At 73.9% G+C, this 17,593-nt stretch carries 9 protein-coding genes; 2 read left to right on the forward strand and 7 right to left on the reverse strand.

Annotation, left to right across the window (positions count from 1 at the left end):
• Nucleotides 1-25: 25 nt before the first annotated feature.
• From ACFC02_RS14715 to ACFC02_RS14730, 4 genes are all read right to left on the reverse strand, one after another.
• Complete coding sequence (locus ACFC02_RS14715; protein WP_376356472.1) at nucleotides 26-1,429, reverse strand: dipeptidase; 1,404 nt, start codon at nucleotides 1,427-1,429, stop codon at nucleotides 26-28.
• Between the two features lie 10 nt (nucleotides 1,430-1,439).
• Nucleotides 1,440-5,063, reverse strand: coding sequence for an ATP-dependent helicase (locus ACFC02_RS14720; protein ID WP_376356474.1), 3,624 nt, complete (start codon nucleotides 5,061-5,063; stop codon nucleotides 1,440-1,442).
• 101 nt (nucleotides 5,064-5,164) lie between these two features.
• Nucleotides 5,165-8,758, reverse strand: coding sequence for an ATP-dependent helicase (locus ACFC02_RS14725; protein WP_376356476.1), 3,594 nt, complete (start codon nucleotides 8,756-8,758; stop codon nucleotides 5,165-5,167).
• Between the two features lie 375 nt (nucleotides 8,759-9,133).
• Nucleotides 9,134-9,523, reverse strand: coding sequence for an MGMT family protein (locus ACFC02_RS14730; protein ID WP_376356478.1), 390 nt, complete (start codon nucleotides 9,521-9,523; stop codon nucleotides 9,134-9,136).
• A 185-nt stretch (nucleotides 9,524-9,708) separates the two neighbouring features.
• On the opposite strand from ACFC02_RS14730, the gene ACFC02_RS14735 reads away from it, so the two are divergent.
• Together ACFC02_RS14735 and ACFC02_RS14740 are read left to right on the forward strand one after the other, a co-directional pair.
• Nucleotides 9,709-12,756: a lysylphosphatidylglycerol synthase domain-containing protein gene (locus tag ACFC02_RS14735; protein ID WP_376356480.1), complete on the forward strand. Its 3,048-nt coding sequence runs from the start codon at nucleotides 9,709-9,711 to the stop codon at nucleotides 12,754-12,756.
• Between the two features lie 149 nt (nucleotides 12,757-12,905).
• Nucleotides 12,906-14,450 (forward strand): alpha/beta hydrolase, encoded by a 1,545-nt coding sequence (locus ACFC02_RS14740; RefSeq protein ID WP_376356482.1) that lies wholly within the window; start codon nucleotides 12,906-12,908, stop codon nucleotides 14,448-14,450.
• Between the two features lie 94 nt (nucleotides 14,451-14,544).
• Here ACFC02_RS14740 and moeZ read toward each other — a convergent pair whose 3' ends face one another.
• The 3 genes from moeZ to ACFC02_RS14755 form a co-directional block, all read right to left on the reverse strand.
• Nucleotides 14,545-15,723 (reverse strand): adenylyltransferase/sulfurtransferase MoeZ, encoded by a 1,179-nt coding sequence (moeZ, locus tag ACFC02_RS14745; protein ID WP_376356484.1) that lies wholly within the window; start codon nucleotides 15,721-15,723, stop codon nucleotides 14,545-14,547.
• 64 nt (nucleotides 15,724-15,787) lie between these two features.
• Complete coding sequence (locus tag ACFC02_RS14750; RefSeq protein ID WP_376356486.1) at nucleotides 15,788-16,537, reverse strand: spherulation-specific family 4 protein; 750 nt, start codon at nucleotides 16,535-16,537, stop codon at nucleotides 15,788-15,790.
• Nucleotides 16,525-17,487: an NAD-dependent epimerase/dehydratase family protein gene (locus tag ACFC02_RS14755; protein WP_376356488.1), complete on the reverse strand. Its 963-nt coding sequence runs from the start codon at nucleotides 17,485-17,487 to the stop codon at nucleotides 16,525-16,527. Before ACFC02_RS14755 ends, ACFC02_RS14750 begins: the two co-directional genes overlap by 13 nt.
• Nucleotides 17,488-17,593 lie beyond the last annotated feature (106 nt).

Here is a 17,593-nt window from a genome sequence, read left to right on the forward strand (position 1 = left end):
AGCGTCCCCGGACGGGGGCAGCAGGTCAGGGCGCATCGCGCCAGTGCTCGGCGAGATCGCCCCACAGATAGGCGGTCGTCTCGACGCCCTTGAGCAGGAGGTCCAGCTCGACCTTCTCGTTCGGCGCGTGCCAGCCGTCGGAGGGGACGGAGATGCCCAGGAAGAGCACGGGAGCGCCGAGCACCTCCTGGAGGTCGGCGGCCGGTCCGGAGCCGCCCTCCCGGGTGAAGCGGACGGGCGTGCCGAAGGCACGGCCCATGGCCCGGGCGACGGACTGCAGAGCGGGATGGTCCAGCGGGGTCAGGCAGGGGCGGGTGGCCGCGCCGAACACCGTCTCGTGACGGATCCCCTCGGGCACCTGCTCGTCGATCCAGGCGCGGACGGCCTTCTCGACGTGGTCGGGGTCCTGGCCCGCCACCAGGCGGAACGACAGCTTCACCATCGCCGTGGAGGGGATGATCGTCTTGCTGCCGGGGCCCTGGTAGCCACCCCCGATGCCGTTGACCTCGGCGGTGGGGCGGGCCCAGATGCGCTCCAGGGTGGTGTGCCCGGCCTCGCCGTGGGTGGCGTACGACTTGGCGGTGCGCAGCCACCGCGCCTCGTCGAAGGGCAGCTCGGCGAAGAGGTCGCGCTCGCGGTCGGTCAGCTCCACGATGCCGTCGTAGAAGCCGGGCACGGCCACGCGCGCGTGCTCGTCGTGCAGCGCGGCGACGAGGCGGGCGGCGGCGGTCGCCGGGTTGGGTACGGCGCCGCCGAAGGAACCGGAGTGGATGTCCTGGTCCGGGCCGTACAGCCGGATCTCGCACTCGGCGAGGCCGCGCATGCCGGTGCACACCGTGGGGGTGTCCTCGGACCACATGCCCGTGTCGGACACGATCACCGCGTCGGCGGCGAGCCGGTCGGCGCGGCTCTCGACCAGCGCCCGGAAGTGCGGGGAGCCGGACTCCTCCTCGCCCTCGATCAGCAGCTTGAGGTGGACGGCCGGGGTGGTGCGCCCGGTGGCCGCGAGGTGGGCGCGGACGCCGAGTGTGTGGAAGAACACCTGGCCCTTGTCGTCGGCCGCCCCGCGCGCGTGGAGGCGGTTGCCGCGGACGACCGGTTCGAAGGGCTCGCTGTCCCAGCCGTCCTCGCGGGCGGCGGGCTGCACGTCGTGGTGGCCGTAGACCAGGACGGTGGGGGCTTGAGGGTCGTCCGAGGGCCACTCGGCGTAGACGGCCGGGGCGCCCGGGGTCTGCCAGACCTCCGCGGTGGTGAAACCGGTGTCCTCGAGCTTGGCCGCGAGCCAGTCGGCGCTGCGCCGTACGTCGGGCGCGTGGTCGGGCTGCGCCGACACGGAGGGGATGCGCAGCCACTCGGCGAGGTCGTCGAGGAAGGCGGCGCGGTGCTGCTCGATGTACGTGCGGACGGCGCTGTCCGGGGTCTGGCTCATGCTCCCGAGCCTATCGGCCCGCGGTGACATCCGGTTCGGGCGGTTCGTCACACTGCGGTCCGGGCCGGGGCCGCGGTTCCTCGTGCGCCTCGGCCGCCGGGTCGTCCAGCAGGAGCCGTTCCAGGGCGGCCCGGTCCGGCAGCGGGTCCGGGCGTACGACCTCTCCGGTGCGGACGTACACGAACGCGGCCCGGACCCGCTCCAGGGGCAGTCCGTGCCGCTCGGCCCAGGCCAGCCGGTAGACGGCGAGCTGGAGCGGGTCCGCCGCGTGCGAGCGGCTCGTCTTCCAGTCGACGATCTCGTACGTCACCTCCTGGCCGTCGCCCTCCTTGTAGACGGCGTCGATCCGGCCGCGGACGACCCGGCCGGCGATCTCCAGCTGGAAGGGCGCCTCGACGCGGTGGGGGGTGCGGCGGGCGTAGGCCGTGCGTTCGAAGGCTTCCTTGAGCGCTTCCAGGTCGCGCTCGTCGAAGATCTCGGCGTCCGACCCGGGCAGTTCCTCGGGCTCCAGCATGGGCAGGGTGAGGGCTTCGAAGCGGCTCTCGATCCACGCGTGGAAGCGGGTGCCACGGCGTGCCGCGGGTTGCGGAGGGAGCGGCATGGGGCGCGCGAGTTCCCGCGCGAACCCGTCCGGGTCGGCCGCCAGACGCATCAGCTGGGAGGCGGTCAGTGCCGTCGGCAGGGGGACGTCGACGACGCTCTGCCGGGCGCGGCGGAGCTCTCCCGCGAGCGCGTCGAGGTCGCGGTCCCAGGAGGCGACGGTGCGGGCCTCCTCCGGGGTGAGGCGATCGGGGTCGGGTGCCGGTCCGGGCATTCGGCGGGCCTCGGCGGTGTGCCTGTCGCCGTGCCCGGGCCCGTGCCCGTCCGTGGACGTCGCCTGGTGCGGGATCGCGGGGGCGGGGCGGTCCGCACTCCAGGAGTCCCAGTCGCCGGGATCGTCCTCGACGGGGATGCCGTCGTCGAAGGGGGCGTCGTCGAAAGGCGGTGCGTCCTCCTCCGGGGGCGGGGGCCAGTCGGGGTCGTCGTGGGAGTCCGGGGCGTGCGCGGCCGGCGGGAGGCCCGGGGCGTCCGCGCGGGCGGCCAGGTCGTCGAGGTGGGCCTGAACGGCCGCGGCGGCGGCGCGCCGGCGGGCCAGGGCGGTCTCGTCCAGCGGCAGGGGCCAGACCTGGTCGGCGGCGGCCCGGTGCAGGGCCGGGTTCTCCTCGTCCTCCCCGGGCTGCTCGGCCCAGGCCTCTATCTCACCGTACCCGGCGGCGCAGTGGTCGTGCAGGGCCAGCAGGAAGTCGGAGGGGCCGCGCGGCTTCTTCTGGCTCGGACCCCACCAGTGGCCGGAGCCGAGCAGCAGGGAGCGCGGGCGGGTGAAGGTGACGTAGCCGAGGCGCAGTTCCTCGGTGTGCTGGTGGTCCTTCATGGCCTCGTGGAAGGCCTTCACGCCGCGTGCGTCCCAGCTGCCGACGTCGGGCAGGGTGTCGGCGTCGCCGCGCAGGGCGTGCGGCAGGACCTTGCCCTGGCTGGTCCACTTCTCGCGGCCCTGGCCGCTGGGGAAGGCGCCGGTGACCAGGCCGGGGACGGCGACGACGTCCCACTCCAGGCCCTTGGAGCGGTGCGCGGTGAGCACCTTGACCGTGTTCTCGCCGCCGGGCAGCGCGTTGTCGAGGCCCTTCTCGTACTGGGCGGCGGTGCGCAGGAAACCGAGGAAGGCCAGCAGCGACGCCTCGCTCTCGTGGGCGGCGAAGGAGGCGGCGACGTCCAGGAAGTTCGACAGGGTCTCGCGGCGGCGGGCGGCCAGCGCGTGCGGCGACGCCGACAGCTCCACCTCCAGGCCGGTGACGGCGAGCACCCGGTGCAGTACGTCCATCAGCGGGTCGGACAGCGAGCGGCGCAGGTCGCGCAGTTCGGCGGCGAGCCGGGCGAAGCGCACGCGCGCGTCCGCCGAGAACGGCAGCCCGTCGTCGCCCTGGCCGTCCAGGGGCGTCTCCAGGAACGTGTCGAGCGCGTCGGCCAGGGAGATCACCTCGGCCGGGTCGACGCCCTCGACCGCCTCGGCGAGCCGTCGGTCCGGGTCGTCGGCGGCGTCCACGCGCGCGTGCGCGACCAGGAGCCGCGCCCGGCGTCCGAGGAGGGCGAGGTCGCGCGGGCCGATCCGCCAGCGCGGGCCCGTCAGCAGCCGTACCAGGGACGCGTTGGCTCCGGGGTCCTGCAGGACCTCGCACACGGCGACGAGGTCAGCGACCTCGGGCAGGTGCAGCAGCCCGGACAGGCCGACCACCTCGACCGGGACGTCACGGGCGACCAGGGCGCCCTGGATCTCGGCGAAGTCGGCCGCCGTGCGGCACAGCACGGCGATCTCGCCGGGCGCCTTGCCGGTCCGTACGAGATGGGTGATCGAGTCGGCCAGCCACCCGATCTCCTCGGCGTGGGTGCGCAGCAGCGCGCAGCGCACCAGGCCGTCGCGTTCGGCGCCGGGGGCCGGGCGCAGGGCCTTAACGCCCGCGTGCATGGCCCGCAGGGGCTCGGCGAGGCCGTTGGCGAGGTCGAGGAGCCGGCCGCCGCTGCGCCGGTTCTCGCTGAGGGCCTGCCGGGTCGCGGGCCGGCCGTCGGCGTGGGCGAAGTGCTCGGGGAAGTCGTCGAGGTTGGCGACGGAGGCCCCGCGCCAGCCGTAGATCGCCTGGCAGGGGTCGCCGACGGCGGTGACGGGGTGTCCCGTGCCGTCGCCGAAGAGGCCGGCCAGCAGGAGGCGCTGGGCCACCGAGGTGTCCTGGTACTCGTCCAGGAGGACCACCCGGAACGTGTCGCGCAGCACCCGGCCGACCTCCGGGAGGCGGGCGAGCTGGGCGGCGAGCGCGATCTGGTCACCGAAGTCCAGCAGGTCGCGCTCGCGTTTGGCGGCCCGGTAGCGCAGCACCAGCTCGGCCAGGTCCCGGCGGGCGGCGGCCGTCTCGGGGACCTTGCGCAGGTCGGCGTTGGTGAGCTTGGTGTCCTGGAGGGTGTGCAGCAGTCCGGCGTCCCACGCGCGCAGGGCGTCGGGGTGCACGAGGTGCTCGGAGAGTTCGGCGTCGAGGGCGAGGAGGTCGCTGACCAGGTCGGGGAAGGAGCGGGTCAGGGCCGGGTAGGGGCCGGGGGCCTCACGCAGCACGCGCGCGGCGAGCTGGTAGCGCGTGGCGTCGGCGAGCAGGCGGGTGGTGGGCTCCAGGCCGATGCGCAGGCCGTGGTCGGTCAGGAGGCGGCCCGCGAAGGCGTGGTAGGTGGAGATCACCGGCTCGCCCGGCGGGTTGTCCGGGTCCGGCCAGGCGGGGCCTGCGGGCGGCGCGGCCGTGGAGGGGTGGCGGCCGGGAGACGGCTGGGCGTCGGGATCGGTGACACCTGCCCTGACCAGGGCCGTGCGGACGCGCTCCGCCAGCTCGCCGGCGGCCTTGTTGGTGAAGGTCAGGCCGAGGACCTGCTCGGGGGCGACCTGGCCGGTGCCCACCAGCCACACCACGCGGGCCGCCATCACGGTGGTCTTCCCCGAACCGGCTCCGGCCACGATGACCTGCGGGGCGGGCGGCGCGATGATGCAGGCCGTCTGCTCCGGGGTGAACGGGATCCCGAGGAGCTCCTTGAGCTGCTCGGGATCGGTGATACGGGCGGGCACGTCGAAAAGGCTAGCGGCGGGCACTGACAACCGGTGCCCGCCTCACCTCTCGGGGCCACAGGGGCGCAGGTCAGACCCGGTGGTGCCATATGTCACGCGGGTCATTCGACGACCTGGCGTCCCTCCGGGCGGGCGCTGCAGGAGGCACGGAAGGCGCAGTGCGCGCAGTGCTGCCCGGCCGTCGGCGTGAACCGCTCGTCCAGGACCTTCCCGGCGGCGGTCGCCAGCAGCTCACCGACCCACTCGCCCTCCAGCGGTTCCTGGGCCTGCACCTTCGGCAGGCTCTCCCCGCCGTCCCGCTTGGCCGCGCCCTGGCGCAGCTGCACCAGTTCGGCGCCGCCCGGTTCGGGGCGGGTGCCGTCGAAGGCGTCGTCGACCGCGCCCTCGCGGACGGCGAGCTGGTAGACGGCGAGCTGGGGGTGGCGGGCCACCTCGGCGCCGGTGGGCGCCTGCTTGCCGGTCTTGAAGTCGACGACGTAGGCGCGGCCCTCGCCGTCGGTCTCCACCCGGTCCATGGAGCCCCGGATGCGCACCTGGTGTCCGCCGGCGCTCAGCGTCACGTCGAAGCCGTGCTCGCTGGCCACCGGCGTCCGGCCTGCGCGGTCCAGGACGTGCCACTTCAGGAAGCGTTCGAGCGCGACGCGCGCGTTCTCCCGTTCCTGCCGCGACTTCCACGGCGCGTCGAAGGCGAGGGCGTTCCAGACGGTCTCCAGGCGCTCCATGAGGACGGCGAGGTCGGCGGGGCTGCGGCCGGAGGCGACCTCGTCGGCGAGGACGTGCACCACGTTGCCGAAGCCCTGGGCGGCGCTCGCCGGCGTGTCGGCCTTCACCTCGCGGCCCAGGAACCACTGCAGGGCGCAGGTGTGGGCGAGCTGGTCGAGGGCGCTTCCGGAGAGCACGACGGGCTGGTCGCGGTCGCGCAGCGGCACCTTGCTCTCGGTCGGCTCGGCCATGCCCCACCAGCGGTAGGGGTGGGCCGAGGGGACCAGCGGGCGGCCCTCCTCGTCGGCGAGGGCGGCGAGCCTGGCCAGGCGGCGCGCCGCGGCCTCCCGCAGGACGTCGGAGACGCGCGGGTCCACGGTCGTGGCGCGCAACTCGGCGACCAGGGCCGCCACGGACAGCGGGCGGCGGGGACGCCCGGTGACGTCCTTGGGTTCGACGCCGAGTTCGGTCAGGAAGCGCGAGGGCTGGTCGCCGTCGTCCGCGGGCGCCTTCACCGCGGTCACGACCAGGCGTTCACGCGCGCGCGTGGCGGCCACGTAGAAGAGCCTGCGCTCCTCGGCCAGCAGGGCGCCGGGGGTGAGCGGTTCGGCGAGGCCGTCGCGGCCGATGCGGTCGGCCTCCAGCAGGGAGCCGCGGCGCCGCAGGTCGGGCCAGAGCCCTTCCTGGACGCCCGCGACGACGACCAGGCGCCACTGCAGGCCCTTGGAACGGTGCGCCGTCATCAGACGTACGGCGTCGGGACGCACGGCACGCCGCGTGAGGGTGTCGGCGGCGATGTCCTGGGCGTCGATCTCCTCCAGGAAGTTCAGGGCTCCGCGGCCGCCGGTGCGCTCCTCCGCGCGCGCGGCGGTCGCGAACAGCGCGCACACGGCGTCCAGGTCCCGGTCGGCGTTGCGGCCCGCCGCCCCGCCGCGCCGGGTGGCCCGCTCCAGGCGCGCGGGCCAGGGCGTGCCCTCCCACAGGTCCCACAGGGCCTCCTCGGCGGTGCCGCCGCCCGCCAGGCGTTCCCTGGCCTTCTTCAGCAGCGCGCCGAGCCGCTGGGCCCCGCGCGCGTACGTGGGGTCGTGTGTCACCAGGCGTTCCGGTTCGGCGAGGGCCCGGGCGAGCAGTTGGTCCGAGGGCGGGGGCAGGAGGTTGCCGGCGGTTCGCTCCTCCTCGCGCAGCGCGCGGCCGAGGCGGCGCAGGTCGGCGGTGTCCATACCGGCGAGCGGCGAGGCGAGGAGGGTCAGGGCGGTCTCGGTGTCCAGCCAGCAGGGGTCGGCCCGGGGGGCGGTCTCCGGGCCGGCATCAGCATCCGGATCGCCCTGCGGGGCGGTCTCCGGACCGGCAACCGGATCGCCCTCCGGGACGGTCTCCGGACCGGCATCCGGGACGGTCTGCGGGGCGGTTGCCAGGGCCGCCCGCGCCTCTGGGCGATCGGTCTGCGCATGGGGACGATCCGTCCGCGCCTCGGGGCGGTCGGTCTGCTCGTCGTCGGAACGGCCGGCCCGCTCGCCGGTGACGGCGGGTGGCACGGCGGGCGCCGGGGCCGTGGCGGCCTCCACCGCCTCCGCCGCCTCCGCCGCGAGGCGGGGGACCGCTTCGGCCGTCGCCACGGCGCGCAACGCCGTCAGCAGCGGCGTGACCGCCGGTTCGTGGCGCAGGGGCAGGTCGTCGCCGTCGACGTCCAGGGGGACACCGGCGGCCGTCAGGGCACGCCGCAGGGTCGGTATGGTGCGGGCGCCCGCGCGCACCAGCACGGCCATCCCACCCCAGGGGACACCGTCCTCCAGGTGGGCGCGGCGCAGGATGTCGGCGATGTTGTCCACCTCGGTGCCCGCCGTCGGGTACGTGTGGACCTCGACGCGCCCACCGTCCTCGACCGGGACCAGCTCCCGGTGGGCGCGGACCTTCTCGGCCGGGAGCCGGGTGAGGGGCATGCGCCGGGTGAGCAGGCGGGTCGCGGCCAGCAGCGCGCCGCCCGAGCGGCGGGAGGTGCGCAGCACCGCGACGGGAGCGGGGCGGCCGTCCGCGCGCGGGAAGGTCTGCGGGAACTCCAGGATGCCGTTGACGTCCGCGCCCCGGAACGCGTAGATCGACTGGTCGGGGTCGCCGAAGGCGAGCAGGGTCCGGCCGCCTCCCGCCATCGCCCGCAGCAGCCGCACCTGCGCCGGGTCGGTGTCCTGGTACTCGTCGACGTAGACGACGTCGTACTGCGCGGCGAGCCGCCGGGCGACCTCGGGGCGGCCGGCGAGGAGTACCGCGCGGTGGACGAGTTCGGCGTAGTCGAGGACGCCCTGGAGGTCGAGGACGTCGAGGTACTCGGCGAGGAAGGCGGCGGCGGCCTGCCAGTCGGGCCGGCCGATGCGGCGCGCGAACGCCGCCAGGGCGCCGGGGCCGAGCCCCAGCTCCCGGCTGCGGGCGAGGACGGCACGGACCTCGTCGGCGAACCCGCGGGTGGTCAGGCAGGCGCGCAGCTCGTCGGGCCAGCGCACGTGTGCCAGACCCAGTCGTTCCAGGTCGACCTGGCCCGCCAGGAGGTCGCGGACGGTCACGTCCTGCTCGGGTCCGGACAGCAGCCGCAGCGGCTCCACGAACAGGCCACTGTCCTGGTGGGCGCGGACCAGGGCGTAGCAGAAGGAGTGGAAGGTGGTCGCGCGGGGCGCGCGGGCCGCTCCGGTGCGCTGCGCCATGCGCTCGCGCAGTTCCATGGCCGCCTTGCGGCTGAACGTCAGCACCAGGATCCGCTCGGGGTCCTGCCCGCGGGCGATCCGGGCGGCGACGGACTCGACGAGGGTGGTGGTCTTGCCGGTCCCCGGGCCCGCGAGGACGAGCAGCGGGCCGGCCTCGTGGTCAACCACGGCACGCTGGGCGGCGTCCAGACGAGGGGGATCCGGTCGGGCCGGCGGGGTGCGCACCAGCCGGTAAGCGCCACGGTTCCCCTGCCGCACCTCGGGGTGCGGCAGGTGCCTGGTGGAGGAAGAGGAGCTCACGTGGTTCGCCGGTCCTGGTGGGTGTGCTGGGTCGGGTCGCGGCCGACGCGGGGCGCCGTGGCCGGTGGGCCGGGCCGCCGGCCGGGGGCGGGCGGTGGCCTCGGGGTGAGGGGGACACGCCCGGACGACGCTACGCCCGTGTCCGTGCTGGAAGCAGGACTTCCCCTTCCTCCCACCGGCCCCGCCGCTCCCGTCGGCCCCGGTGTGCACGGGGGCCCCGGTGTGCACGGAGGCCCCGGTGTGCACGGAGGCCTCCGGGAACGCTGCCGTCACGCGTGCCCCTCGACGCACGAACGTACGGCATGCCGCGGACGTGCCCGGATTCGCCCGTCCGGGTCCCGGGCTCCCCATGGGCGGGACGGATGGCGGAAGCTGTCAGGTGTGACCCTGCGCACGTTCGCCGCCGTCGCCGTCCCAGCGGGCCCGCCTCATGTCGAGCCGGGGCAGGTGGCCCTCGGCCGCCCTGCCCGCCTCCCGCAGCGGCGTGCCTTCGTCCCGGTAGTGCGCGAGCGCTCTCAGTTCGTGTCCCGGCAGCAGGACACCGTCCGAGCGGACGACCCGCCACCAGGGGACGGCGCCCCCGTAGAGCGCCATGACGCGGCCCACCTGGCGGGGCCCTCCCTGCTCCAGCCACTCGGCGACGTCCCCGTACGTCATGACACGGCCCGCCGGGATCCCCTCGGCGACCTCCAGGACCCGCTCCGCGTAGTCGGGCAGGGCCTCGGGAGGGTCGGGGCAGCCGTCCGGAAGGCTCACTTCGCTCATCCCACCCATCCTGCCCGACGCCACCGACAGTGCGGCGGGACCGTCACGGACCGTGGGCCTCGCTCGCGGGCCGCGCATCGGGCAGACTGTCGGACCCGCATATGCACCCTGATGCCCCCGTGTGTCGGTGGGGCATGCCACCATCATGCGGGCGGTGACCGGTGATACGAGACCAAGAAGAGGCGATGAAGCAGCAGGGTGTGCACCCCGACGACGCGGAGGGCACCTCTGGGGTCTCGTCGCGCCCGGACACCGCTGACACGGGACGCGCGAAGGACACCAGCCGCGCCGAGGCCCCGGACGGCGGAGACGGCACGGACAGCGGGAACGCCAGGAACGCCAGGAACGACGGAGACCGCAGGAACAACGGGAACGGCGGGGGCGCCGCGGCTTCCCGGGGCGCCGGCAAGGACGCCGCCGCAGCGGAGGAGCAGCCCGGCGACAGCGTGAAGAACCACTCCGCCGAAGAGGCGGGCAAGCAGGCCGCCGACGACGCGGGCAACCAGCCCCAGGAGGGCGCGGGCAAGCAGCCCGGCGAGGGTGCGGGCAAGCAGTCCGGCGAGGGTGCGGGCAAGCAGTCCGACGACACCGCCGACGTGGCGCACATCGACGAACTGGAGGGCGACGAACCGCTCCTCCCCGCGCGCGTGCACCGCCCCTCGGACCTGATGCGGCTGCTGGTGGGTGTGCTCGCCGTCGTCGTCCTGCTCGCGATCGCCGCGTTCGCACACGGCACGACGTCCGGTCTCGAACAGGACATCAACAAGGGCACGGGGCAGGCGCCCGACCTGCTCATCAAGATCGCCGGTCTGGTGTCCAGCATCGCGATCCTGCTGGTGCCGGTGGCCTTCGCCATCGAGCGGCTGATCAAACGCGACGGGCTGCGGATCGCCGACGGCGTCCTCTCCGCGGTCCTCGCCCACGGGGTGACCCTCGCCACCGACCTGTGGGTGGCCAAGGCAGCCCCGGGTTCGATCCAGGACGCCCTCACCCAGCCCTCCCCCGGCAACCTCCACGCGCTGACCGACCCCGTGCACGGCTACCTCGCCCCCGTCATCGCGTACATGACGGCCGTGGGCATGTCCCGCAGACCGCGCTGGCGTTCGGTGCTGTGGATCGTGCTGCTGCTCGACGCCTTCTCCATGCTGGTCACCGGGTACACGACACCGTTCTCGATCATCCTGACGGTGCTGATCGGCTGGTCCATCGCCTACGGCACCCTGTACGCCGTCGGCTCGCCGAACGTCCGCCCCACCGGCCGGACGCTGATGGCGGGGCTGCAGACCGTCGGTTTCCGCCCGGTGAGCGCGGCCCGCCAAGAGGGGGCGGAGACGACGGCCGACAGCGGCGACCGCGGCCGGCGCTACTTCGTCACCCTGGAGGACGGCCCGCCGCTGGACGTCACGGTCGTCGACCGCGAGCAGCAGGCACAGGGCTTCTTCTACCGTCTGTGGCGCAACATCACGTTGCGCGGTTTCGCCACCCGCAGCAGCCTCCAGTCGCTGCGCCAGGCCCTGGAGCAGGAGGCGCTGCTCGCCTACGCCGCCATCGCCGCCGGCGCCAACGCCCCCAAGCTGATCGCGACCTCCGAGCTGGGCCCCGACGCCGTGATGCTCGTCTACGAGCACACCGGCGGGCGCACGCTCGACTCGCTGGCGGACGACGAGATCACCGACGAGCTGCTGCGTCACACCTGGCACCAGGTGCGGGCGCTGCAGTCCCGGCGCATCGCGCACCGCAGGCTGGCGGGAGACGCGATCGTGGTGGATCGTTCCGGCAAGGTGATCCTGACCGACCTGCGCGGCGGCGAGATCGCCGCGGGCGACCTGCTGCTGCGCATGGACGTCGCCCAGCTGGTGACGACGCTCGGTCTGCGGGTGGGCGCCGAGCGCGCGGTCGCCTCGGCGGTCGACGTCCTGGGCCCGGACGCGGTCGCCGACTGTCTGCCCATGCTGCAGCCGATCGCCCTGACCCGCTCCACCCGCGCCACCCTGCGCAGGCTCGCCCGCGAGCGGGCGCAGCGGGAGCGCGACGCGGTCCTGGAGGCGTCCAGGCAGGCCAAGCAGGCCCGCCTGGAGCACGCCTCCCAGAGCGCCGGCGCACCGACGGGCGTGGTCCTGGAGAAGACGGACAAGAAACAGGAGAAGCAGGACAAGAAGGCCGAGCGTGCCGAGGCGCGGGCGGAGAAGCGGGCCATCGACGAGGCCATAGAGGAGGCTCGCGAAGAGGACCTGCTGACGCAGATCCGCCACCAGGTGCTGCGGATCCGGCCCCAGGCGCCGGTCGAGCCGGCCCGCCTGGAACGCGTGCGGCCGCGGACGCTGATCAGCTTCATCGCCGGTGCCATCGGCGCGTACTACCTGCTGACGCAGCTGACGCACATCGAGTTCAACACGCTGTTCGCCCACGCCCAGTGGGGCTGGCTGGCGGCGGCGGTGCTGTTCTCGGCGCTCAGCTACGTCGCGGCGGCGATGGCGCTGCTGGGGTTCGTGCCGGAACGGGTGCCGTTCGTGCGGACGGTGGCCGCCCAGGTCGCCGGGTCGTTCGTGAAGATCGTCGCGCCGGCCGCCGTCGGCGGTGTCGCCCTCAACACGCGCTTCCTCCAGCGCGCCGGCGTACGCCCGGGGCTCGCGGTGGCGAGCGTGGGCGCGTCCCAGCTGTTCGGGCTCGGCTGCCACATCCTGATGCTGCTGTCGTTCGGCTATCTGACCGGCACGGAGAAGACGCCGTCGCTGTCGCCGTCCCGGACGGTCATCGCCGGCCTGCTGACGGTCGCGGTGCTCGTCCTGGTGGTCACCTCGGTGCCGTTCCTGCGGAAGTTCGTGGTCACGCGCGTGCGTTCGCTGTTCGCGGGTGTGGTGCCGCGCATGCTGGACGTGCTCCAGCGGCCGCAGAAGCTCGTCACCGGCATCGGCGGCATGCTGCTGCTGACGGCCTGCTTCGTGATGTGCCTGGACGCCTCCATCAGGGCGTTCGGCGACGAGTCGACCTCGCTCAGCATCGCGAGCGTGGCCGTGGTCTTCCTCGCCGGCAACGCGCTCGGCTCGGCCGCCCCGACCCCGGGCGGTGTGGGCGCGGTCGAGGCGACCCTCACCGTCGGCCTGATCGCCGTGGGGCTGCCCAAGGAGGTGGCCGCGCCCGCGGTGCTGATGTTCCGCCTGCTGACGCTGTGGCTGCCGGTGCTGCCGGGCTGGCTGGCCTTCAACCATCTGTCGCGCAAGGGCTCCTTGTAGGGTGGCGCGGCGCCCGGCAGCCCCTCGGGACGGGGGTCGTCGCCCCGGCGCAGGCTCCCCGGCGAGGGGGCTCGCGCTGCTTCACCGCGGATACGCCCGGACGGCCCGCGTCCCGCGCGTGAGGGCGCCCGCGGCGTGAGGATGGAGGCATGCAGAACCCGCGCGGGCTGCGCGCAGCCGCCCTGAGTGCAACCGCCGTGCTGCTGGCCTCCCTGGTGGCGGCCTGCGGCGGCGACGGCTCACGGAGCGCAGACCTGGCGGCCCAGAAGCTGGACTGGAAGGCCTGCCCGGCCCCGTCCGCGTCCGAGGGCGGCGGCGCCGCCCCCACCCCGCTGCCGGACGGTGGAACCTGGCAGTGCGCCACCATGCGGGCGCCCCTGGACTGGAGCAGGCCCCAGGGCGACACGATCGGCATCGCGCTGATCCGGGCCGAGGCCGACGGGCCGGGCCGGCGCATCGGCTCGCTGATCTTCAACTTCGGCGGCCCGGGCGGCTCCGGCGTGAGCACCCTGCCCTCGCTCGCCCAGGACTACGCCAAGCTCCGCACCCGCTACGACCTGGTCAGTTTCGACCCGCGCGGGGTGGGGCGCAGCGCCGGCGTGCGCTGTGAGAGCGACGCCCAGCTCGACCAGCACTTCCAGCAGGACGAGACGCCCGACGACGCCGCGGAGCAGGCCGCGTTCCTGAAGAGCACGGAGCAGTTCAACGCGGGCTGCGAGAAGAACTCCGCGAAGGTCCTCCCGTACGTGCGTACGACCGACGCGGCCCGCGACATGGACCTCATGCGGCAGGTCCTCGGCGACTCCCGGCTCCACTACTTCGGCATCTCCTACGGGACGGAGCTCGGCGGTGTCTACGCCCACCTCTTCCCCCGGCACGTGGGCCGCGCCGTGCTCGACGCGGTCGTCGACCCCACGCAGACCCCGGAGCAGAGTTCGCTCGGGCAGGCCAAGGGGTTCCAGCTGGCCATGGACAACTTCGCGCACGACTGCGTCTCGAAGAGCACCAAGTGCCCGATCGGCAGTACGGCCCAGGACGTCGAGAACCGTGTCGCCGGGCTGCTGAGGAAGCTCGACAGCAAGCCGATCCCCGGCATCTTCCCCCGCCCGCTGACGCAGGCGGCCGCGACCAACGGCATCGCCCAGGCCCTGTACTCCAAGGACCTGTGGGAACCGCTCACGGAGGGCCTGGAGCAGGCCTACGCCGGGGACGGCAGGATCCTCATGCTGCTGTCCGACGCGCTGAACGGCCGCAGCCAGAACGGCGAGTACAGCAACATCACCGCGGCGAACGCGGCCATCAACTGCGCCGACCAGAAGCAGCGCTACGACGCGGCGTACGTGCGGCAGAAGCTGCCCGGGTTCCGGGCCGCCTCCCCGTTGTTCGGCGACTTCCTGGCCTGGGGGATGCTCAGTTGCAGCGGCTGGGCGGTACCCGGCGCGGCCGCCCATCCCGACGTGAGCGCGCCCGGCTCGGCGCCGATCCTCGTCGTGGGCAACACCGGCGACCCGGCCACGCCGTACGAGGGCGCGAAGAAGATGGTGAACGCGCTGGGCAGCGGCGTCGCGGTGGAACTGACCTACGAGGGCCAGGGGCACGGCGCCTACGACAGCAAGAACAAGTGCGTGCAGGACGCGGTGAACGGCTACCTGCTCGACGGGAAGGTCCCCGCGGCCGGCACGGTGTGCTCCTAGGGCCTCTCGCTCGGAACACGACACGAGCCCATGGCGCCCGCTGCGGGCGGGCGCCATGGGCTCGTCGGGTCTGTCCCGGCGGCCGGAGCGCGGCTCAGTAGACCGGCTTGTCCGGCTCGATCTGGTTGACCCAGCCGATGACGCCGCCGCCGACGTGCACCGCGTCCGCGAAGCCCGCGGACTTCAGGACGGCGAGGACTTCCGCACTGCGGACACCCGTCTTGCAGTTCAGGACGATCTTCTTGTCCTGCGGGAGGTTCTCCAGGGCGGTGCCCATGAGGAACTCGTTCTTCGGGATCAGGCGGGCGCCCGGGATGGCGACGATCTCGAACTCGTTCGGCTCGCGGACGTCGATGATCTCGATGTTCTCACCGTCGTCGATCCACTCCTTGAGCTGCTTGGGAGTGATCGTGGAGTCGGCCGCCGCCGCCTGGGCCTCCTCGGAGACGACGCCGCAGAAGGCCTCGTAGTCGATGAGTTCGGTGACGGTCGGGTTCTCGCCGCAGACCGCGCAGTTCGGGTCCTTGCGGACCTTGACCTGGCGGTACGTCATCTCCAGGGCGTCGTAGATCATCAGTCGGCCGACCAGCGGCTCGCCGATGCCGGCCAGGAGCTTGATGGCCTCGTTGACCTGGATGGAGCCGATGGAGGCGCAGAGCACGCCCAGGACGCCGCCCTCGGCGCAGGAGGGGACCATGCCGGGGGGCGGGGGCTCCGGGTAGAGGCAGCGGTAGCAGGGGCCGTGCTCGGACCAGAACACGGACGCCTGGCCGTCGAAGCGGTAGATCGAACCCCACACGTACGGCTTGCCGAGGAGCACGCACGCGTCGTTGACCAGGTAGCGGGTCGCGAAGTTGTCCGTGCCGTCGACGATCAGGTCGTACTGGCTGAAGATGTCCATCACGTTGTCGGCCTCGAGCCGCTCCTGGTGAAGGACCACGTTCACGTACGGGTTGATGCCCTTGACGGTGTCACGCGCGGACTCGGCCTTGGAACGGCCGATGTCGGACTGGCTGTGGATGACCTGGCGCTGCAGGTTCGACTCGTCGACCTCGTCGAACTCCACGATGCCGAGCGTGCCGACGCCCGCGGCGGCCATGTACATCAGCGCCGGCGAGCCCAGGCCGCCGGCGCCCACGCAGAGCACCTTGGCGTTCTTCAGCCGCTTCTGCCCGTCCATCCCGACATCGGGGATGATCAGGTGGCGGGAGTACCTGCGGACCTCGTCTACGGTGAGCTCATCAGCTGGCTCGACCAGGGGTGGCAGCGACACGGGGACTCCGTTGCTCGGTCGATCACTACGGGTTGTTCTCCCCGTAACACTGCCACGGCCTCCTTCATTCCGAGACACCCGTTCCGATGTGCGAGACGATGTCGTCCCAGTAGCCGGGCAGCGTCTCCCAGGGGTCGGCCCGGCCGCCGTGGTCCGTGCGGTCGGTGAACCAGACCGTCGCGGCTCCCTGCCAGCGGGCCACGCGCAGCGCCTCGTCGAGGTGGGCGCGCGGCACACCGTGCACGAAGTGGCAGAAGCGCTCGGGCGGGTGGTCGGCGGTCCACTCGGCGACCTGCGAGAAGCGGTAGTCGCTCCACGGGCCGTCGAAGGTGACCAGCTGGTCGGCGTTCTCGGCGTATCCGGGGTACGGATGGGTGCCGTGGCCGAGGACGACGTGGGCGTCGGCGCGCAGCGCGCGCAGCGAGGTGATCGTGCGGCGTGTCTCCGGCAGCCCTTCCCGCCCGGCCGGGCAGCGGTCCAGGAGGAAGCCGTCGACCTGGTACCACTCCAGGTACCGGTGGGCGTCGGCGATCAGTTCGATCCGGGGGCGGGTGCCCTGAGCGCCGTCGAGGCGGCCGAGGACCCGCACGCCCGCGTTGCGCAGGCGCCCGGCCGCGTCGAGGCAGTGCGGGTCGGGCTGCGTGCCGGGGCCTCGGTCGACGTCGAGGACGGCCCAGTGCAGGGGCGTCCCGGGCCGGGCGAGCGCGTTCCATTCGGCGGGGGCGAGCAGGGGGTGCGCGCAGCCGGGGACGCCGAGGCCGGTGCGGACGCCGGTGCCCAAGGTCCCGGCGAGCCGGCTGGTCAGATGCGGCACGCGGCCTCCATCCAGATGTCGGCGAGGGACTCTTCGAGGCTGATCCGGGGGCGCCAGCCGAGCCGGTCGCGTGCGGTGCGCACATCGGCCTGCTGCCAGCCGCCGCAGCCGTCGGGGTAGGGGTACGTCACGGGCGCCGGTTGGTCCGGATCGGTGCGGGGGTGGCCGATGGTGGGCCTGAGGTGGCCGCCGGGCGGTCCGTCGAGTTCGTGCAGGGCCCCGCCGTATCCGGCCACGCGTGCGAGGACGGACGCGGCGTCGCGCAGCCGGACGGCGCGGCCCGACCCGATGTTGATGACGCCCTGGGCGGCCGACAGGGAGGCGGCGTGCACGGCTCGGGCCACGTCGCGAACGTCGACGAAGTCGCGTTGGGCGGCCAGGCCGCCGAGCTTGAGGTCGCCGTCTGCGGACTGCATGGCGCGCCGCATGGCTTCGGCGAGGCGGCCGAGCGGTGAACCGGCCGGGGTGCCGGGCCCGGCGGGCGAGAAGACGCGGAGCACGACGGCGTCGAGGCCGGAGCCGAGGACGAGTTCGGTCGCGGCGAGCTTGCTGACCCCGTACGGGCCGCCGGGGCGGGGCACGGCGTCCTCCGCCGTGGAGGAGCCGGGCTGGCTGGGTCCGTACTCGGCGCCGCAGCCGATCTGCACCAGGCGGGCACCGCATCCACTGCGCCGCAGGGCCTCGCAGACGGTGGCCACGGCGACGGTGTTGTGCCGGGTGAGTTCACGGGCGCCGCCCCGGGTGGTGCCCGCGCAGTTGATGACGACGCCCGGGTGGACGGCGTCCAGGAAGCGGGTGAGCGCCCCCGGGCTGCCCGTGGCGAGGTCGAAGCGGACGTCGGCGTCGTCACCGCGACCGAGCGCGGTCAGCTGGACGGCCGGGTCGGCGAGCAGGCGGTCGGCGACGAAACGGCCGAGGTACCCGCCTGCTCCGATCAGCAGAACCCTCATCGGGCGGCTCCCGGGGTGTGCGCTCCGGTGGCTCCGGATGCTCCGGACGCTCCGGATCGGGCGGTGGTCATCTGGTGTTCTCCTTCAGGGGGGTGGTGCGGTGGGC

It is taken from the genome of Streptomyces sp. NPDC056160 (genome assembly GCF_042268205.1).
In the GTDB taxonomy this organism is placed as follows: Bacteria; Actinomycetota; Actinomycetes; order Streptomycetales; family Streptomycetaceae; genus Streptomyces.